The organism is Aliinostoc sp. HNIBRCY26 (assembly GCF_050235535.1).
Classification (GTDB): Bacteria; Cyanobacteriota; Cyanobacteriia; order Cyanobacteriales; family Nostocaceae; genus Trichormus.
Window position 1 is genome coordinate 2,763,340 of record NZ_CP189852.1, and the last position, 19,952, is coordinate 2,783,291.

The 19,952-nt window shown below is 41.3% G+C and carries 18 protein-coding genes; 10 read left to right on the forward strand and 8 right to left on the reverse strand.

What is annotated here, in order from left to right:
- Positions 1 to 29: 29 nt before the first annotated feature.
- Positions 30 to 1,280 (reverse strand): murein transglycosylase A, encoded by a 1,251-nt coding sequence (mltA, locus tag ACQFX9_RS11725; RefSeq protein WP_427162165.1) that lies wholly within the window; start codon positions 1,278 to 1,280, stop codon positions 30 to 32.
- Positions 1,281 to 1,289: 9 nt separating this feature from the next.
- Positions 1,290 to 1,538 carry a hypothetical protein gene (locus tag ACQFX9_RS11730; RefSeq protein ID WP_427162166.1) on the reverse strand — a complete coding sequence of 83 codons (249 nt, stop codon included), beginning with the start codon at positions 1,536 to 1,538 and terminating at the stop codon, positions 1,290 to 1,292.
- Between the two features lie 287 nt (positions 1,539 to 1,825).
- Here ACQFX9_RS11730 and ACQFX9_RS11735 point away from each other — a divergent pair, with 287 nt between their 5' ends.
- Together ACQFX9_RS11735 and ACQFX9_RS11740 are read left to right on the forward strand one after the other, a co-directional pair.
- The gene (locus ACQFX9_RS11735) at positions 1,826 to 3,202 is read left to right on the forward strand and encodes a protein kinase domain-containing protein (RefSeq protein ID WP_427162167.1); all 1,377 of its coding nucleotides are present in this window, start codon (positions 1,826 to 1,828) and stop codon (positions 3,200 to 3,202) included.
- A gap of 95 nt (positions 3,203 to 3,297) precedes the next feature.
- Entirely contained in the window at positions 3,298 to 4,215 is a 918-nt protein-coding gene (locus ACQFX9_RS11740) for a polysaccharide deacetylase family protein (RefSeq protein WP_427162168.1), read from the forward strand.
- 24 nt (positions 4,216 to 4,239) lie between these two features.
- Here ACQFX9_RS11740 and ACQFX9_RS11745 read toward each other — a convergent pair whose 3' ends face one another.
- Complete coding sequence (locus ACQFX9_RS11745) at positions 4,240 to 5,583, reverse strand: ABC transporter substrate-binding protein (RefSeq protein WP_427162169.1); 1,344 nt, start codon at positions 5,581 to 5,583, stop codon at positions 4,240 to 4,242.
- A gap of 150 nt (positions 5,584 to 5,733) precedes the next feature.
- Here ACQFX9_RS11745 and ACQFX9_RS11750 point away from each other — a divergent pair, with 150 nt between their 5' ends.
- Positions 5,734 to 6,489, forward strand: coding sequence for a YebC/PmpR family DNA-binding transcriptional regulator (locus ACQFX9_RS11750; protein ID WP_427162862.1), 756 nt, complete (start codon positions 5,734 to 5,736; stop codon positions 6,487 to 6,489).
- Positions 6,490 to 6,656: 167 nt separating this feature from the next.
- Here the strand turns inward: ACQFX9_RS11750 and ACQFX9_RS11755 are convergent, their stop codons facing one another.
- Together ACQFX9_RS11755 and ACQFX9_RS11760 are read right to left on the reverse strand one after the other, a co-directional pair.
- Positions 6,657 to 7,148: a hypothetical protein gene (locus ACQFX9_RS11755; RefSeq protein WP_427162170.1), complete on the reverse strand. Its 492-nt coding sequence runs from the start codon at positions 7,146 to 7,148 to the stop codon at positions 6,657 to 6,659.
- Between the two features lie 198 nt (positions 7,149 to 7,346).
- The gene (locus ACQFX9_RS11760) at positions 7,347 to 9,002 is read right to left on the reverse strand and encodes a DUF3352 domain-containing protein (protein WP_427162171.1); all 1,656 of its coding nucleotides are present in this window, start codon (positions 9,000 to 9,002) and stop codon (positions 7,347 to 7,349) included.
- 197 nt (positions 9,003 to 9,199) lie between these two features.
- On the opposite strand from ACQFX9_RS11760, the gene ACQFX9_RS11765 reads away from it, so the two are divergent.
- From ACQFX9_RS11765 to ACQFX9_RS11775, 3 genes are all read left to right on the forward strand, one after another.
- The gene (locus tag ACQFX9_RS11765) at positions 9,200 to 9,559 is read left to right on the forward strand and encodes a rhodanese-like domain-containing protein (protein WP_427162172.1); all 360 of its coding nucleotides are present in this window, start codon (positions 9,200 to 9,202) and stop codon (positions 9,557 to 9,559) included.
- A gap of 353 nt (positions 9,560 to 9,912) precedes the next feature.
- On the forward strand, positions 9,913 to 11,010 hold the full coding sequence (gene hrcA, locus ACQFX9_RS11770) for a heat-inducible transcriptional repressor HrcA (RefSeq protein ID WP_427162173.1): 1,098 nt from the start codon (positions 9,913 to 9,915) through the stop codon (positions 11,008 to 11,010).
- Positions 11,011 to 11,022: 12 nt separating this feature from the next.
- Positions 11,023 to 11,697, forward strand: coding sequence for a DUF2834 domain-containing protein (locus ACQFX9_RS11775; protein ID WP_427162174.1), 675 nt, complete (start codon positions 11,023 to 11,025; stop codon positions 11,695 to 11,697).
- A 133-nt stretch (positions 11,698 to 11,830) separates the two neighbouring features.
- On the opposite strand, the gene ACQFX9_RS11780 is transcribed toward ACQFX9_RS11775, so the two are convergent.
- Positions 11,831 to 12,715, reverse strand: coding sequence for an aspartoacylase (locus tag ACQFX9_RS11780; protein ID WP_427162175.1), 885 nt, complete (start codon positions 12,713 to 12,715; stop codon positions 11,831 to 11,833).
- 166 nt (positions 12,716 to 12,881) lie between these two features.
- Between ACQFX9_RS11780 and ACQFX9_RS11785 the strand changes: the two genes are divergently transcribed.
- A complete protein-coding gene (locus ACQFX9_RS11785) occupies positions 12,882 to 13,322 on the forward strand; it encodes a SufE family protein (protein ID WP_427162176.1) in 441 nt (146 codons plus the stop codon).
- A 144-nt stretch (positions 13,323 to 13,466) separates the two neighbouring features.
- Positions 13,467 to 14,366: an alpha/beta fold hydrolase gene (locus ACQFX9_RS11790; RefSeq protein ID WP_427162177.1), complete on the forward strand. Its 900-nt coding sequence runs from the start codon at positions 13,467 to 13,469 to the stop codon at positions 14,364 to 14,366.
- 296 nt (positions 14,367 to 14,662) lie between these two features.
- Here the strand turns inward: ACQFX9_RS11790 and hemF are convergent, their stop codons facing one another.
- Entirely contained in the window at positions 14,663 to 15,706 is a 1,044-nt protein-coding gene (hemF, locus tag ACQFX9_RS11795) for an oxygen-dependent coproporphyrinogen oxidase (RefSeq protein ID WP_427162178.1), read from the reverse strand.
- A 253-nt stretch (positions 15,707 to 15,959) separates the two neighbouring features.
- On the opposite strand from hemF, the gene acsF reads away from it, so the two are divergent.
- Together acsF and ACQFX9_RS11805 are read left to right on the forward strand one after the other, a co-directional pair.
- Complete coding sequence (gene acsF, locus ACQFX9_RS11800) at positions 15,960 to 17,015, forward strand: magnesium-protoporphyrin IX monomethyl ester (oxidative) cyclase (RefSeq protein ID WP_427162179.1); 1,056 nt, start codon at positions 15,960 to 15,962, stop codon at positions 17,013 to 17,015.
- 652 nt (positions 17,016 to 17,667) lie between these two features.
- Entirely contained in the window at positions 17,668 to 18,507 is an 840-nt protein-coding gene (locus ACQFX9_RS11805) for a hypothetical protein (RefSeq protein ID WP_427162180.1), read from the forward strand.
- Positions 18,508 to 18,588: 81 nt separating this feature from the next.
- Here the strand turns inward: ACQFX9_RS11805 and ACQFX9_RS11810 are convergent, their stop codons facing one another.
- Entirely contained in the window at positions 18,589 to 19,929 is a 1,341-nt protein-coding gene (locus ACQFX9_RS11810; protein WP_427162181.1) for an FAD-binding oxidoreductase, read from the reverse strand.
- Positions 19,930 to 19,952 lie beyond the last annotated feature (23 nt).

Genomic DNA, 19,952 nt, shown 5'->3' on the forward strand with positions numbered 1-19,952 from the left:
TTGAATTTGATTAGCCCCATTCTCAAATTCTATTCTTTTAACAGCAAGTAATATAATGAACCATTGCCGCCTGTAATACCGGCGCGATCGCCTGCTAGTTTACCAGTTCCCATAAAATAATCAACTCTGCCTGCTCCTTTGATGGCACTGCCTGTATCTTGATCTAAAACAAAGCGGTTCACTACGCGATGTTCTAATCTACCAGCAGCAGGATAAGGTAAGGAGGTCTGAACTAGTGCTAGTGCGCCAGGAGGCATAATTGATTTATCTGTGGCAATGGAACGTTCGGGAGTAACTGGTACATTAATACTACCAGTAGCTCGTCTCCCTTGGAATTCTTGGAAGAACACGAACCTTTCCCAACGGGGAAGATAGTTGCTTAATTCGTGGGGTTGTTCCCGAAAAAAGCTGATCATTTTGGGCATAGTTAAGCCGGATAATGGCATTTTGCCATCTTTGGCTAATTCTCGTCCGATACTTGTCCAAGGATAATCTGTTGCACCTGCGTAACCAACTGCGGTTCTGGTGCCGTCAGCTAATTGAATTTGGGCAGAACCTTGAATATGTATCATATAGGCATCGAGGCGATCGCGAAACCACAGCAATTCTAAGCCGCGTAACTTGCCCTTATTTCCCTGTAAACCGTCTTTGCCTTCTAGTTGCAAACGTGTAGGGTGGGGTTTATGCCATTTCTCAAAGTTAGGTGGCAGTCGATACAGAGGATACTTATAAGCCGCAGTCCTGACACGACTGGCATTATAAACGGGTTCATAGTAAGCAGTAAACTTGACTGTCCCCCGCCCATCATTACCAACAGACTGATAAAAAGCAAATTCTTTCTGCACTGCGGCTTGTAATTGGGCGGGAGACAGAGAACTAGCCGCTAATTGACGAAACCGCAGTAAACTCCGACGTACACGGGTTAAGGTAATGCCCCGTACAGGATAATTTTGATATATACGTTGTGCTGTACTCGTTTCTAGATAGCGCAGACTGTTATCAATTGATGCTAACAGAGCTTGGCGATCACCTGGTTGACCCCTGCTACCGAAAATTTGCTCATCCCAACCCAAACAAGTGCTTTGGGTAGTGCAATTGCCAATGTTTACCAGTTTGAGGGGGGCTTCATTTTCAGGCGTGCTTGGCTTGACTGGTGGTTGTAACTCAGGACTGGGTGAGTTAGGTAAAGGGACATTAAGAATTACCTGAGCAACAGCAATTTGGCTGACAAGGGGAATTCCCAGACTCAAGGAAAGCAAAGCAAGGGTTTTTTTCATCATTAGTTGAATCTATCTTTCAACACTAGAACTAAAAACTGGTTCTACTCGGATAGCAACAATCCGAGATGGACGCACCACCATATACTCACCTTGAATATTTTTGATTGGTACACTGATAAAATCACTAGAAGCAGATTTGGGTACAAGTTCCCCACTATACCATTTTTGGAATTCTTGAATTGAGGGAAACCGCACTTCCTCACGATGACCACTTTCTAGTAAGAGGTAGACTGCATATTCATTCGGGGTTCTAGCCATAAGATTGAATCTTTATCAAAAACATTCAACCCATTGTTAACCACGATACCCCAGAATGAAAAGGGTAAGCATACGGGGGCGTGCGTAGATGCTTGACAGAGTTCTCTATTCATCACTCATTAGAGATAAACTGTTCAGTTTTATTTTCCTCTAGACGGTCGATGCCCTTAGCAGTTCCCTAGAATTTTGGACAATAAATCTTAGTTCTACTGTGGATGTTTTGAATAATTTCTCTCTACATTAGTGATTATGTCAATATGAAGGTGAGGACTTAGACAAGTCATACAATGTTAGGAAACTTACTAGCTAGTCGTTATCAAGTCCTCCAAATCTTAGGGGGAGGAGGATTTGGTCAAACTTATATTGCACTTGACACCCAACGTCCAGGGAATCCTAGATGTGTTGTCAAGCACTTTCGGCCTGTCACTCATAACCCTGAATTTCTCGAAACTGCTAGAAGATTATTTACCAGTGAAGCCGAAACCCTAGAACAACTCGGACATCATGAACAAATACCTCGATTATTAGCATATTTTGAAGAAAAGCAAGAATTTTTTTTAGTGCAAGAGTATATTGATGGATATGCTCTCAAAGTTGAAATGGTTGCTGGGCAAAAATGGGCAGAAGACAAAGTGATCTTTTTGTTGCAGCAGATATTAAGTATTCTGAGATTTATTCATAGCTACAAAGTCATTCATCGGGATATTAAACCAGAAAATATTATTAGGCGATCGCATGATCATAAGTTAGTGCTGATTGATTTTGGTGCGGTCAAGCAAGTTCATACAAAACTGGTGACTGCTCCTGGTCAAACAGAAATGACTGTGGCGATTGGGACACCAGGATATATGTCCATCGAACAGGGACGAGGAAAACCCCACGCCAATAGTGATATTTACTCTTTGGGTGTGGTTTGTATCCAAGCATTGACAGGACTGCATCCCAGAGAATTTGAAGAAGACCCCCAAACTGGGGAAATTCTGTGGCGACATCGAGCTACAGTCAGTCCTGAACTGGGGATGATGATCACGAAAATGGTCGTAAATAACTACAAACAACGTTATCAATCTGCGACAGAAGTCTTAGAAGCACTCCAACAGAATTTTCATCCTGACGCTGCGACTTTATTAACTCAAACTCCCTGGGGGACATCGCCACCACCAATTCCCCCAACTCATCAACAGGGAACAAGTCAGCAAACTGGAACTATTTTGTCGCGGGAAAAAAGCGATCGCCTGGAAAAATTACTCTTAGAATTAGTCGGCCCTGTAGCCACAACATTATTACGTCGCGCCGCATCAGCACCCAATTACGAAACACTCATAGATAATTTATCTTTACACATAGCTGAAAATCAGCGTACTCAATTTCAAAAAACAGCAATGTCGCTGTTATTGGAACCTTCACCTAGTCAACCGCCAACTGCTGTCCAACCTGTAGGTAATATCACTCCGCCTGTAATTAACTCGACTCTCAGCGAAAGTTTTATTGCTGAATGTGAGCGAGAATTAGTTAATTTAATCGGCCCGATGGGTAAGTTTTTGATTCAACGAACTATCAAATCGGTTGGATTATCCATTTCTCGGATAGAATTTGTCAAAACACTAGCTGCAAATATTCCAGACTCTCAACAAGCTTTGCAGTTTCAGCAGCGTTTATTATAAGAAAAAAAGTGAAACAAAATTAATTCAGACCCCCTATATTGATCTGTGGGATGTTTAATTTTTAATTTTTAATTTTTAATTCGGAGCAAAGCGACGTGACTGATAGTTACGAACAGACACCATTACCCACTGCTAAACCCCAAAACTTTTTATTTAACCTCGCTTTGGTGTCTGTAATTTCATTAGCAGTGCTTAACCTCAATCACAATGAACCGATAGTACCAATTTTAGGATTTCATGGACTTGTTGATACGAAAAACACTGCTGTAGCTCGCAGTACCAATGAAATGCAATATTCTCAACAAGAAATAGAGAAACTTTTAGATTACTTAATTATTAATGATTATTGGTTTTTATCGACTCAAGATTTATACGATTTCTTTATCATAAAATCTCAAGCAATACCTGATAACCGTCGTCAACAAAAGCCTATTATGATTTCTTTTGATGATGGTTATAAATCAGTACATACAAAATTATTACCAATTTTATTGAAGTTAGAGAAAAAATATCATAAAAAAATTAAAATTGTTTTGTTTATTAATCCTGGTAATTTAGCTAAACCAGGTGTTAATAGCAAAACTCATATGGGATGCCAGGACTTAAGAGAAGGGTTAAAAAAGGGATTTTATGACATCCAATCTCATGGTTTAACGCATAAAGACTTAACTACGCTATCTCGGCGAGAACTACTGCGAGAACTGGTACAAGCTAGAACTATCCTCAGAAATTGCACACAAGATTTAGATTCTAAACAGCAAGTCGCATCTCATTTTGCTTATCCTTATGGGGCTACTAATAAGCAGGTAGCTTCTTATGTTTCTCGATATTATCTCACGGGTTATTTATATAATAATGAAATTTTGAATCATAGTTGCATCAATAATCATTATCAAATTCCCCGACTCATGGTAAATCGTCACTTATCACCACAAAAATTAATCCAAATGTCAAAAAATCAACTTCCTGTTAATAAGCAACAAGACAAAAGTAATCTACCGAATGAATGTTGATAGCTATTAGCAAATAATGAATGGTCATTTAAAAATGAAATCCAAACGTTGCTGACTAGCTTGCAGTGCAGCTTGGGGGGAACTTTTACCTAACACAACGGCTTCAACGGCTCTACCTATACTATCGGAAATGCGATTATAACCAGGAAAGATAGGACGACTACGACCATATTGTGCTTGTTCTAAAAATACCTTTACCTGTGGTAAATTCTGCACAAATGCTTGATATTTTTCACTACTACGAGATTTCAAATTAATTGGTAAATAGCCTGCTGCCAAAGCTAATTCCGTTTGAAATTCTTGACTCATTGTATATTCAGCAAACTTAAATGCTGCCTTTTGGCGTTCTGGTGTGGTCTTAAAAAAGAATAAATTTTCGCCGCCAATACTGGTAGCTGGATTTTGATTTACAGGTAGCGGAAACACACCAAAATCAACGTTAGTTGTTTGCAGTTGTCCTAAATTCCAAGGGCCATTGATTTGCATTGCTACCTTTCCTGAAACTAAGGGGTCTGTCTCATAACCCCGTTCCGGGCTAGATAGCATTGTTGAACCGTCCTGCACTAGATTACGCCAAAATTGTAAGGCGGCGATCGCTCCTTGATTATCTTGCAACATCACGCCTGCTGCATTCTGTCCATCACCGTTAACCAATTCACCGCCACTACTCCACATAAACGGTAGCCAAGTAAAAACTGTAAACTCCCCTTTCCCCAAAGGTAAGAACATTCCATATTGGTCTACTTGTCCATCACTGTCAAAATCACGAGTTAATTGTTTAGCAACTTCGCGAAACTCTTCCCAAGTACGAGGTATGGCTTTAATTCCTGCGGCTTGAAATAAACTAGGACGGTAGAAAATACCGACATTATTCGTAGCAAAAGGGACTGACCACAGTTGACCTTGATATTCCATTGAAGAGTATAAAGTGGGGTCAATTTCTGGCTTAACTGGTGATTGGGAGAGCATTTCATCCACAGGAATTAATGCACCTAGTTCTACTAATTGACCTGTGATCGTCGGATTAAACCACAATAAATCCGGTGGTGCATTACCTACCACAGCCGCCAAAATTTTTGGCATTTGCTGATCTTGCTGTCCTACATACAGTGACTCTACTTGAATCTGGGGATGTGTTTGATTAAATTTATCTACCAGTTTTTGTAAGACATCCCGATTCGGTGGTGGGTTGACTCCATGCCAAAAAGTGATGTGAGTAACTTTACTAGCTTCTACTCCAGACCACCAAGCCTGACATCCACTTACAGTTAATATGCTGACTAGCACTAACAATAGTAAACGACGCAGACTGTACTGCCATCTTCTGTTTCTCACTTTAGATGGGTGGGAAGTAGAAAAAAACCGCATAGCAAACTGATTCGTAATTCTCTACAGCCAGACTATGCCGATTAGGGGATACGAACCAACCCTCTGAAGGCTAATTTCCAGTTATTTTGCATTCCAGCAGAAGCTATGTATATCCTAGTTTATTGGAGAGTACAGGAATGTTTTCAGGTTATGGCAGGTCATAGTAAATGGGCAAATATTAAACGCCAAAAAGCGGTAGTCGATGCGAAAAAAGGAAAAACTTTCACACAGTTATCTAGAGCTATTATTGTAGCGGCGAGAAACGGCATACCAGACCCAGCCGGGAATTTCCAATTACGGACAGCGATTGAAAAAGCTAAAGTTGCGGGTATTCCCAATGACAATATTGAAAGAGCGATCGCTAAAGGTGCAGGCACATTTAGCGATAATAGTACCCTGGAGGAAATTCGTTACGAAGGTTATGGCCCTGGTGGTGTAGCTATTTTAATAGAAGCTTTGACTGATAATCGCAATCGCACGGCGGCTGATTTGCGGGTGGCTTTTAGCAAAAATGGCGGAAATTTAGGTGAAACTGGCTGTGTTAGCTGGATGTTTGACCAAAAGGGTGTGTGTCTAGTCCAAGGTGTTGTGGATGAAGACAAGTTATTAGAAGCATCCTTAGAAGGTGGTGCAGAGTCTTACGAAATGACTGAGGAAGAGACAGCCGAAGTCTTTACGGAAGTCGCCAATTTAGAAATTCTCAACCAAACCCTGAAAGAACAAGGCTTTAAAGTTACTGAAGTAGAATTGCGCTGGATTCCCAGCAACAATATCGAAGTGACAGAACCAGACCAAGCGCGATCGCTCCTCAAGTTAATTGATACCCTAGAAAGTCTAGACGATGTCCAGAATGTGACATCTAACTTTGATATGTCAGAACAGCTATTAGCTGTCAGTATGGTTTAAAACTGGTTAATGAAATTCACTCAAAATTCCTTACATTTGAGAGGACAAACAGTGAAGGCTTTAACCTGCAACTGTTTGTTCACCTAGCGTTCTAAAAAAAGACCACTGGATTCAATTGCGAATTGCGTTAGCGTAGCGGGACGTTAGTCCATTGCGAATTGCTATTATTATTTTTCCTTCACGCTCAAAGTGTAATTGAACTTCACACCAGACTCGAACGCACCCACCCAAACCTCGTATTTTCCGCGTGGCCATTGCTGGTCATCAATACTTGCGTCTTTACTTTTACCAGTATCATCACCGCAACGAATAGTTTTGTTGGGGCCTCTAATGACTAAGGTCGTATCTTTACCACCGCTATTGACTAACACCTGTAAGCGGGAAAAATCCTTGTCTAATTCGATGATAAAATCTGGGTTAGAGTCAGCAAAGCCTATACACATTTTGCCATCGCGATCGCGGTTACTGATGGCTGATAGAGAAAAAGTTCCACCAGTATAACCGTTGGTTTTTCCCTCTGTGGAACTAAACCCTGGTGCTAATTTCAACGTTCTGAAATTGGGTACAGTTTGGGCAATTACAGGGGTAGCAATTATAGCAGCTAATAACGCTGATAGCCATGCACCACCAGAATAAAGTCCTGGACGAAAATTTCTCATATTAACCTGCCAAATATGCTTCTATAACAGTAAAGATATATACATATTTTAGTTAATAATTTTCGATGAAGTAACAAAAAAATGTGACACATTCTCATGTGCCACAATTGAAATTTTACTAAACATTGTCAAGTTAAATTAAGAGGCAATAATTCAGCCGTTATGGCTGCTAACTTTGTGGTTATTTGCTGAATCTGGTTAAGAATTAAGTTCCAAAAATACTGCGCCTTTGAGAGTTCCTGCATCATCGCTGTAGCTGCTGAAGGTGAGCGATCGCAGTTGTTGAAAAAATGACTTACCAAAGACTTCTAAGAGCTTCAGGATAGGCAACTGTCGCTCTAATAAATTATGGCTTTTATCCCAGTTAAGATATATATAACCTTGGTTTTGTGCGGGAATTACTGCAATACTATTTTGGAAATTACGATTCTTGATCAAAGAATTATCTTGATTGGTTAAAACTTCATTAATTGTTTCTAAATCAGAGGTAAAAACCTCATAATTTCCTACAGTTGTATGTATACCTTTAACCTTAGCATCTACCGTAAATGAGGGTTGGTTTTGAGCCTCAGACTTTTTGGTATTGGCGATTAATTCTATCCAAGCTGCGACTTTTTGCTGTTCCCAACTCAGAGAATCAGTGTTAAGTCCGTTAGCAGAGGCGATCGCATCTAAACGCCCAATCCCATCTACAAAACCCTCTTGTTTTTCCGCCACAAAAACCCAACCAGGAGTAGTTTTCCCACCACGGGGAATTATTCCCAGTGCATATTCCCCTTGTACCCAGTTAAATACATCCTGCTGCAAATTCATTCCCCAAGCTTTTTGTATGGCTAGTAAGGGTTGTTCCAGGCGAGAAATTACGTCTGTTTCTGAACCGGAGATGGCTGTTTTCGCTTGTTTCCATAGTTTACCTAAATCACTGTCACCCAAGTTATTTAAATGAGAACCGGAAACTACCACACCTGCGGATGCGGGGATATATTGCAATGCTCCCACAGGTTGAGACAACGGGGGAGATGGTGGTGCAATTTCTGAGGTAGCAAGAAAACTAGTTTCAGCTAACAGTCCTTTGGGATTTAATGTCAAAGCCAGAATTTGACTATCGTAAATAGGTTCAGGTAACTCTAACCCCTGCCATTGTGCCAAAGTAGGGAGATTGAAGAAAGTGACTGCGATCGCACCTTTTGGTAACTGTGCGATCGCTTTTTGGTATTGGGGAGAACTAGTCAAATTTAAATCAGGTGCTTGGACATTATTAATCCCATCCCGTAGCACTCTCACATCGTTAGCCAATAGGACAAAGTTATCTACCACCGCACCCGCTAAGGGTTCTAGCTTGGGTTGCGCGTCATCATAAAGCAGCTTAGTACCGTTATATTCCTCAGTGGCGAGGGTAGCCCCCGATAGTACGCGCTTGGAAAAGAGTAACTCTAAAAACTCACTACTTTTTTCTGGCTTCTCCGTCGCCAGAGCCATCAAGTATCCTGGTTGTTGACCATTTGCAAAATCACGGTCAATATCTTGAGTAGTTACAGCCAGAGTAATTTCATTTCCCAGCCAAGGTTGAATATCTTGGCGATAATCTAGACCACTGTTAGCCAATAAACTAGTTTTGAGCTTAGATAGTTCCCCTGAACTTTCCAGCGACTGCAAACGGTCAGGATTGACCAGTAAAGATACTGTAACAGGTGCAAGTTTAGACACAAATATTGCTGCACCTGATTGGGAGGTAGAAGTAATGAGACTGACTGGACTTTTAGTAAAGAACCAATAACCAACTGCGATCGCCGCAATCACCACTGCGATCGCACCAGCCACGATAAAACCAGAGAATGAGCGTTGTGTATTCACAATATACCTAATTATCTAGCACGAAAGTTTACAGAAATTGGGCATAGGGCATGGGGCATAGGGATAAAATCTACCTTGTCCACCTTCCAATTTCCAATCCCCAGTCCCCAGTCCCCAGTCCCCAATCCCCAATCCCCAGTCCCTAATTCCCCAATTTCTGTCAACATGAATAATATCGGATTGTTTAAAAAAACGACATGACAGGGAATATTTCTGGTCAACCCATTACTCAAATTAGTGTAGAAGAACTCGCGCAACGTCTGGCTACTAATGATGCAAGTATTCAGTTAATTGATGTACGTGAACCCCAAGAAGTAGCATTAGCCAAAATTAACGGTTTTGTGAACTTACCACTCAGTGAATTTGCTCAGTGGTCAGAACAAATTCATACTAACTTTGAACATGATGCAGAAACTTTAGTGCTGTGTCATCACGGTATGCGTTCTGCTCAAATGTGTCAGTGGTTAATGGCTCAAGGCTTTACAAACGTGAAAAATATTGCTGGTGGAATTGATGCTTATTCTCTCGTAGTTGATAGTTCTATTCCTCAGTATTAATTAGGGGTGTAAGGGTATGGGGGTGTAGGGGTGTAAGGGAAGCAAATAAATTTTTATCCATGCCCTATTCCCAATGCCCAATGCCCAATACCCTAGAAAATACGTATCCCAAAATACAATTTACTTGATCAATCTATAGAATAATACTTAAAAAACAAATAATATTTAGAATTAAGGGTTTTTTGCCTCAAAATATGCTATTCCAAATAGCAAGTACATTCTTTCTGATGAGCAGTTAAAATAGAATTAAATATTTCGTCAATCTAATTAGTCAATATTCAAATTTTGACACTCAATTTCAAAAACTTTTTTTAAAACTTGATTAAAATCTGCTTTCTGCCAAACATCTTCCTATGCAAGTCCAGTTGACAAATCGACAACAGCATATACTTTGGGCAACGGTGCGTCATTACATAGCTACAGCAGAACCGGTGGGGTCAAAAGCTTTGGTCGATGAGTATGACCTGGGCGTGAGTTCAGCCACCATTCGCAATGTCATGGGTATGCTAGAAAAATCTGGGTTACTCTACCAGCCACATACTTCCGCCGGTAGAGTGCCTTCTGACTCAGGTTATCGCATCTATGTTGACCAGTTCATTACCCCCTCTTTGCAAGACGTTACGCGCACAGATGCCTTAGCCAAGAATGTCGAACTAGCTTTACAGCAGCGTCTCCAGTGGGAAGATTGGAGTATGGAAATCCTCCTACAAGGTGCAGCGCAGATTTTAGCTAGTTTGAGTGGGTGTATTAGCTTGATTACAATGCCGCAAACCAATACAGCCATTGTGCGACATCTGCAATTAATGCAGATCGAAACCGGACGCATCATGCTAATTTTGGTGACGGATGGTTATGAAACCCATTCCAAACTGATGGATTTACCCCCAACCAGAAAAGAAACACAACCCGAAGCAGAAGTTATAGACAGGGAATTGCAGATTGTTTCTAACTTCCTCAACAGTCATTTGCGGGGGCAAAGTCTACTGGAAATTAGTAATTTAGATTGGAGTCAGTTAGATCGGGAATTTCAACTGTATGGGGAATTTTTAAAGGATTCCGTAGCGGAATTAGCGCGGCGTACTGTTGCACCAACCGCTACTCACATTATGGTGCGGGGTGTGGCAGAAGTGTTGCGCCAGCCGGAATTTTCCCAACTCCAACAAGTGCAGACTATTCTCCACCTCCTGGAAGAAGAACAGGAACAGCTTTGGCCGTTAATCTTTGAGGAACCAGAGGTAGAAGAAGCGACTAAACCCAAGGTAACAGTGCGAATTGGTGCTGAAAATCCCCTAGAACCGATTCGGAATTGTAGTTTGATTTCTTCCACCTATCGCCGGGGTGCAGTTCCTGTGGGGAGTGTGGGTGTTTTAGGCCCGACACGTCTAGATTACGAAAATGCGATCGCAGTTGTGGCGGCGGCGGCTGATTATCTCTCGGAAGCCTTCAGTTAATTAGATTAAATCATGGTCAGAAAAATTGCCTTTGGGGTGCTGTGGTTAGGGTTTATCGTTTATGCTTTCGTCTTCGCGCCACCGGATAGTCCCGATACTTTTGAGTTAATCAAAAACTTGTCTACTGGTCAGTGGCAAGGTATAAATCCCCTAGTCATAGCGTTATTTAACCTCATGGGCATTTGGCCGATGATTTATAGTGCTGTTTTATTTGTTGACGGGAGAGGGCAAAAAATCGCCGCCTGGCCGTTTGCGGCTGCTTCTTTTGCTGTGGGTGCATTCGCGCTTTTACCTTATTTAACGTTACGTCAACCAAATCCGCAGTTTACCGGACAGAAAGATGCTTTGATTAAGCGGTTAGATTCTCGTGTGACTGGTATTTTCCTCACCGTAGTAGCAGCCATTCTAGTAGCCTATGGTTTAATTGCTGGTGACTGGAGTAATTTTCTTCAGCAATGGCAAACTAGCCGCTTTATTCATGTGATGAGCCTGGATTTTTGCCTACTTTCTCTATTATTTCCCACACTCCTCAGAGATGATATGGCGCATCGTGGTTGGGAAAATCAGCAATTTTTCTGGTTATTTGCTGCGCTTCCCCTCTTTGGTGCATTGACTTATCTTTGTGTGCGTCCACCTATTCGAGAAACAGTAACTCCACCACACTCTCAACTCAAAATGCAAACGTGACAAAAAACCTTCAGAAGTGCTGAGTTGTGAGTGCTGAGTGCTGTTAGCAGTAGCGCGGCGTTTAGCCGGTGCTGAGTAAGAAGTAAGATTAATTGCACCGACTGAATAACGACCATTGACTAATGACTAATGACTAATGACTAATGACTAACTCTTGTTTCTCAGTAAAACACATAGCAACTCCTTTTTCGTAATAGGCAGCTTCATTAATAAAAATAGGGTAAACTGTCGATGTGCCTTCGTAGGCGATCGCTTGACCATCTAAAGTTAAAAATATCGGGTCGCCTGGGTTTAATGGTTCATAATCACGATACTGTAATTGGGGGTGAATCATCGCTTGAATTTCACCGTATTCATTTCTGGGAAAATCTATAGAACCTATTAACTTATACAATGTAAGTTTATTTTTTACTTCCAGAGTTTCACCCCGACTATATCTATCTAAATAATCTAAAATTTGATAAATTAGGTTCTCAGTATTTTGAAATAACTCAGCATTCAATACACCTTGAGCCACTGCACCCACTTCAACCACAAACCCCAAATTACAAAGGGAACGGAGAAAATCACTACCTGATTCGGGTATGGTGTAGCAAACCTTAACTAAAGGATTAATCGCACTTAAATAAGCCGCCAATTGTAAAAGCAAAGGCTGCTGATTCCCTAAAATTACACTTAAACCCATATTAGCAGTTGTACTATGTAAATCAATAACTAAATCTGCTTTAGTTTGAGTATCTTCTTTTAAAATTTTCGCTATATTTTTTGCTTGTATATCTTCATAAGTCGATAAGGTATTATCTTGTAAATCTTTAGCTAGAAAACAACGATTTAAATCTTTTTCGATATAGCGTCTAGTTGCAGCAAAGGCTTGAGGATTAGCTAATAATGTCAAAATTTCAAAGCTATAATTTTCTATTAATTGCGGATATTGAGTAAATTTCTTTACTAAAAATGCACCTGTAAATTCATTTCCATGAGTTCCCCCAACAATAGCAACACGATTGATTTTATTCATCCAAAATTCACCTAATTTAATTAGCAAAATTATTTATATACACTTATAGAAAACTCTGGAAACTGAGACAGTATAAAAAAGCTTCTCACCCCCACACCACTAATTCTAAGCGCGATCGCCGGGAAGATAATCTAAACTCAAAGGAAGACCATTTACAACTGCTGCCATGTCTTCAACTTTAGACTCCTTACCACCTGCGCTTGCTAAAATCGTCCAGCGTTTTCAACGGGTGACAGACCAAAGAAGACGCACCGAACAGCTAATTGCCTATGGTAACAAGCTAAAAGGTTTCCCTGAAGCTGAAAAATTACCAGAAAACAAAGTTCCTGGCTGTGTTTCGCAGGTTTACATCACCGCTACACTCCATGATGGTAAGGTGATGTTTCAGGCTGACTCTGATGCCTTCATCAGTAAAGGGATGGTTGGTCTTTTGATTGAAGGATTAAACGGCCTCACTCCCACAGAAATCTTACAACTCACACCAGATTTCATTCAAGAAACTGGTTTAAACGTCAGCCTCACTCCTTCCCGTGCCAATGGATTTTACAACATATTTAAAACCATGCAAAAAAAGGCACTGGAATGTAAGCTAGACCTTCCTAGTTAGGGGTGTGGGGGTGTAGGGGTGCAGGGGTGTAGGGGGAAATAATTTTGGAAATCGACAAAAAAGCGAAAAACCAAGCTTTTTTACTTTTGCCTTTTGCCTTTTGCCTTTTACTTTTTGCCGTCATCAATACCAAACTTTAGTCAGATGTCTACTAGTTTATTATCAACCTATGAGCCTACTGGATTTGGTGGAGTAGTTCACGAATATCAATGGCAATGGGAAAATCAACCATTGCGAGTGGTTTATGAAACTCTCGGCAATGGTTCACCTGTATTACTATTGCCTGCTTTTAGCAGTGTTTCTACTCGCCAGGAAATGGCTGATTTAGCTAGGCTACTTGCGCCTCAGTTTCAAGTAGTAGCTCTAGACTGGCCGGGATTTGGGGAATCTTCACGCCCTAATTTAGATTACCGACCAGAAATTTATCAGCAATTTCTCACAGATTTTGTTCAGGCTGTTTTTTCTACTCCCATTACTGTCATTGCGGCTGGTCATGCTGCAAGTTATGTGTTGCAATTAGCACAGCAACAACCTCATGCTTTTTCCAAGATTGTGTTAGTTGCACCTACTTGGCGTGGCCCTTTACCAACGATGGGAGCAAATCCACAGGTAGCGGGTGCAGTTAGGGGATTAGTGCGATCGCCTATTATCGGTCAAATCCTTTACTATCTCAATACCACGCCGGCTTTTTTAAAATTTATGTATCGTCGCCATGTGTTCGTCGATACAGCAAAACTCATACCCAGTTTTATCGCCAAAAAATGGCAAACTACCCAAAAACCAGGCGCGCGCTTTGCCTCGGCGGCGTTTGTCACAGGTAACATTGACTCGGTACATAATCAAGCCGATTTTCTCAACCTAGTACAGTCCTTATCTGTTCCCCTGATGGTAGTTATAGGCGAATCTAGTCCCCCCAAATCACTCGCCCAAATGGAAGCTGTCGCCGCACTTCCAGGGGTTAGAAGCGTTGTCCTTCCTGGTACTTTAGGAATGCACGAGGAATACTCAACAGAGGTTTTTGAAGCTATTCAAAGTTTTCTGTGATTGGCTTCGCCTGAAAATAAGTGATGAGTGTTGAGTATGTTTTAAGCCAATCCTCATTTATTTTTCCAAACGGATTTGCTTGTAGTCAGGACTTTAGCCCTGACTACAAGCAAATTAAATGCTGATTAGCTTATTATTTAATCACTTGAGTTGTGGGTGGTCTTTTAAATCTGTACTCTTCATATTTTGCCTTTTGCCCTTCGGGTTCGTCAGTCGCACCCTTACGGGAATGCTTACGCCAACATGGGGGAAACCCCCAAGACCGCGCTGACTCACCTTTTACCTTTTGCCTTTTCCTAAGCCCAATCTTTAGGTTGAAGAAAAACTTGTGTCAGTTCTGCTTCTGGACTTCCTGGTTCTGCTTGATAGCAATATTCCCAACGTGCTAGGGGTGGTAAGGACATGAGAATCGATTCTGTCCGTCCTTTGGTTTGTAGGCCGAATACTGTTCCTCGGTCGTAGACTAAATTAAACTCGACGTAACGACCACGGCGATACAGTTGGAAATTACGCTGGCGATCGCTATATTCAATTCCTTGTCGTCGTTCTACAATAGGCAAGTAAGCGGGTAAGAAAGCTTGACCACAGGACTGCACAAACGCAAAGATATCTTCCCAATTGCGTCTGATATTTCCCACTTTTTGGCTATAAATTGCGGCGGGACTATCTGTTTGTGTACCGAAGTACAGCTTTCCGCTAGCATCTTGATAATCAAAGAAAATACCGCCAATACCTCGCTGTTCTTGACGATGGCGTAAATAGAAGTATTCATCACACCAGCGTTTAAAAGTTGGATAATATTCTGGATTATGGGTATCACAGGCATTTTTCAGTGTTCGGTGAAAGTGAACGGCATCCTCAGCAAAGGCGTAGTATGGTGTTAAATCAGCCCCACCGCCAAACCACCAGATAGGGCCAGCTTCAAAGTAGCGATAGTTGAGATGTACTGTGGGTACATAGGGGTTGCGGGGATGCAATACCATTGATGTGCCGGTGGCAAAAAACTCATGTCCTGCTGCTTCTGGACGTTGCGCCACAATCGCAGCTGGGAGACTATTTCCCCAAACTGCGGAAAAGTTCACTCCTCCCTGTTCAAATACTCGCCCTTCTCGAATGACGCGGGTACGTCCTTCGCCGCCTTCTTCTCTTTCCCAATAATCTTGATGAAAGCTGGCTTCTCCGTCAATTTGCTCTAACCCTTGGCAAATCTCATCCTGTAAGTTCTGCATGAATTGTTGCACTCGTTCCCGTGAATCTTGGGGAATGCCGTTATTCAGTGATGTTAGCCATGTGGTGTGATTTGCAGATTCTTGCAGAGAATTATCGGAATGACGAGCCATGTTAAAACCTCTAAACTTTGAGTAAGGGTAATTACCACTGCTTAATAACTCTATAGTTATTGATTTGTTTTTGATCGGAGTAGTTTCAAAACTTAATAAATTCTCTAGACCCTATCTCACAAAGATTTGTATTGTGGATTTTGGGTGAACTTATGCTGACTTTACTGAAGGAATGTAAAGAGGGCTAGCAAAAGAACTCCAATTATCATAACTTGATAGCTATGAAATTATTTACTTGATTACCGCATTACTTATGGTTAACACCCTACCCAAACCAGGAGTTAAAACTCCCAGCCAAGAAACTATACTTACGCCTCGGTTTTATACTACAGATTTTGAAACCGCCGCCAATTTGGATTTATCTGCTCAAGCAACGGAGTTACAGGCGATGTTGGCGGAAATGCGCGCAGACTACAACCGCCATCATTTTGTGCGGGATGAGGCGTTTGACAAGTCTTGGGAACACATTCAGGGTGAAGCCAAACAATCATTTATTGACTATTTGGAACGTTCATGTATTTCTGAGTTTTCCGGCTTCTTGCTGTTCAAGGAATTATCCCGCAAACTCAAAAATCGCAGTCCCTTGCTAGCGGAGATGTTTCAACTGATGGCGCGGGATGAAGCCCGTCACGCCGGTTTTCTCAACAAAGCAATGGGCGATTTTAAACTATCTTTAGATTTGGCCACGGTGACGAAAACCCGCACCTATACATTTTTTCCGATTGAATGGGTGCTATACACTGTTTATTTATCAGAAAAAATCGGCTATTGGCGTTACATCATTATCTACAGACATCTAGAAAAGCACCCGGAAAACCAGTTTTACCCCATCTTCCGTTACTTTGAGAGTTGGTGTCAGGATGAAAACCGCCACGGGGATATATTCAAAGCCCTGTTACGTTCACAACCGCAACTATGGAAAACCTGGAAAGCTAGACTGTGGAGTCACTTTTTCTTGCTGTCGGTATTTGCTACCCACACGATGACAGTTCATGAACGGACTGGTTTTTACAAGTCCTTGGGGCTAGACGCGACGGAATTTGACCGTCAAGTGGTGGAAAATACCAATGAAACAGCCGGACGAGCCTTTCCTGTGATGTTAAATACCGAACATCCCCAGTTTTTCCCCCGCTTACAACGCTGTGCAGGTTATAACTTAAAGATTGCAGAGATTGAGCGCAGTTCTCAGCCCAAATTTGTGAAGCTAATTCGCAAACTCCCTTTAATTGCAGCCATTGTCTGGAATCTGCTGTTAGTTTTCCTGATTAAACCCGTAGATACAGAAGCTTTACGGGGAACTGTGCGTTAATTTTGAGCAGGCGATCGCTTATCAAACCCATCCAGCTAAAGTTAGCAACTGATGAATCAATTCAAAATTCAAAATTCAAAATTCAAAATTCAAAATTAAAGACAGCCACCCACAAGGGGTGGGGTTTCTACCTACCTTGGGAGACAAGGATTTTTTCGCCCACTAGGGGCGAGGTTTTTAACCTAATTTTTTCCAATAAACTATAATCAGTCGCCATCAATGCTAATAGTTTATATAGGACTAATATTTGATTTCTGAAATGTACGTAGGATGTGTTAGCAGCGAGAGTACAACATCTACCGCAAAGTTTTCGGTGCGTTACGGCTTACGCCTAACACACCCTACACTGAAATTTTTATGCGCTAGCGCAGGCTACGCCAACGGAAATCAAATCGGATTCCTATATGTCTGGTTCGATACAGTATCTGACCAATCAGTTTATTCATACTTCTATACAAATATTTTGGAACAAACAATTAATATACTAGTGTCTATCTTTATATCTGCTTCATCAGACAGAAGAAATAAACACTTTAATTAGCTTCAATGGGAAAGCAAACTTTTTGATGACTATGTAAAATGACCCAAATAGCTGCGTAATATTTTGGATAGCTACTGATTATTTAAAATCATGTATTTAGGTAATAAACCTATGCTACGAACTAAACAAGCTCGAATTTTTACTGCTTTAATGCTAACAAGTATTTTATCTGTTAGTGGTGGGTTAATTTTCAGCCAAAATGCTAATGCGTTATCTGTAGGCTTATTAGCAGATAGTACTCAAGAAATTGTCAAACAAAATCTAAAATCAGCCGCTTTACCCCGTGTTGTAGCTAATGCAGTTTTGCGAGATATTAGCAACAGAGAAGGAATTGCGATTAACAAACTCAAAATTACTGATTCTAGTCGTCAAACTTGGAGTAATGGTTGTTTAGAACTGCCCAAACCAGATGAATTTTGTACCCAAGCTTTAGTACCTGGTTGGTTAGTTGTAGTGAGTCGTGGTAGACAAAAATGGGTTTATCACACCAATGATAATGGTTCTGTATTCAGATTCAAAGAAAATAATAACAATAGCAGTCTGCGTCCTGTTCCCATTCCTGCTAACGAATTACCACCACCTTTAGATAGAAATACAGTATTTAGAGAAATTTCTACTGGGGGTTTTGCTGGTAGAACTTACGAAACAGTTTTACTAAATGATGGGAGATTAATTCGGGTGCGAATTGGCGATGCTAACGATTCAGAAAGAAGTGTACGAAGAGTCACTGTAGCACAGGTACGTCAGTTTCAAAGAGTCCTGAACCGTGAACAAAATGTATTTCGTAATGTAAGTTATCCTGCGCCTGGAGGTGCGGCTGATTTTATTACTTACAAACTCACCAGTCGTAAAGGGACGGTACAATACAACGATATTTCTCGCAGTAATTTACCGAATAATGTACAAACAGTAGTGCAAGCTTGGAGTCAGCTTGTTAGCGCGGCGAAATAAGGCAAAAGGTCAAAGGTAAAAAAGTGGTTGATTTTGTCTCTTGTGGGTGCTTTTCTCCTTTGCACCCCTACTTTTTGACCTTTACCTATGAGCTAATACTTTACTTTTTCCTGGGTTCATTAAACCATAGGGATCAACTAGTTCTTTAAACTTTAATTGTTCGGGGTCAATCACTTTTCTACCGCCATCTTCAATAATATATGTATGGGGATTAGCAATAAAAACTCCTTGATCTTCGTGGTAGCGGATAATTTCATTGAGACGGTCTTCTGTGGTGTAGCGCACTAGTTGTAAAGCGGCAGGAACTACTGCACCATTCATGCGAATAAATTCTAAGTGCATCATTACTTCATCACCAAAATGATGATATAAATGCTCTACTAATTGCAGCCCTTTTTCTGGAGGAATGATACTTTGCAAATATGTAATATTGGAATCAACATTTCGGGCGTGTAGGGTGGTGTGATTCCAGGTAAATTCAGCTAAATTTAAACCTTTACCTACCTCTTGGGCAGGTTTTTGGTAAGTAATTTGTCCACCATATTGCTGTACTAACCCTGGTAATAATTCCAAGCTGGGTTCTGCTAGAAGTAGAAAGGCGGGATGAGTTCCTTCAGGGATGTATGATTGCAGGGGATGGAAGTATTGGGGGATGGGTGATGCAAAGATAGTAATTAACTTCTTAATCATGCCATCAGCCTGAGCTAGACTTTGCCCAAACTTAGCGGCTGTCATAAAATCTGCAAAGGTGACAATTACCTCAGCCCAAGGATAAGCAACCCCCAAGGGAATTTCGACTTCTGTAATAATGCCGTTAATACCCCAAGCATGGTTTACCTTTTGGACATCATCGCCACGCAACTCAATGACACGGGGTGTATCTTCTACGGTGACAACTTTTAATGCTAATAGATTACCGCGATCGCCTAATAATCCATACTGAATTGAACCTATACCCCCACTACCCCCAGCCACAAAGCCAGCAATTGTTGCTGTACGGTAGGTAGAGGGAGACATCCGCATTTCCCAACCAATTTCTCGTGTTTTCTTATCTAAAGCCGCTATTTTCACCCCAGCCTCTACCCGTGCTACCCCTGGTTTCACCCACAGGATATTTTGCATTTTGGTCATGTCTAAAATTACACCCCCATGCAGGGGTACACATTGCCCATAATTCCCCGTTCCCGCACCTCTAACAGTAATGGGGATACGGTATTTAGCACAGGCGGCTGCTACTTTAATCACTTCCTCCTCACTAGCGGGACGAACCACAATATCCCCCACTTTCCCCGCCAGTTGGGGAACTAAGACAGGGCTAAAGGTGTGATAGTCTTGGGATAATTTAGCGACTTGCTGGGAATCAGTAATAGTTTCAATGTTTTCGAGGGTGTTTAGGAAAGAATCTAAGTTTGTTATTGTCATTTTATATCCTTTTTTTAACGCAG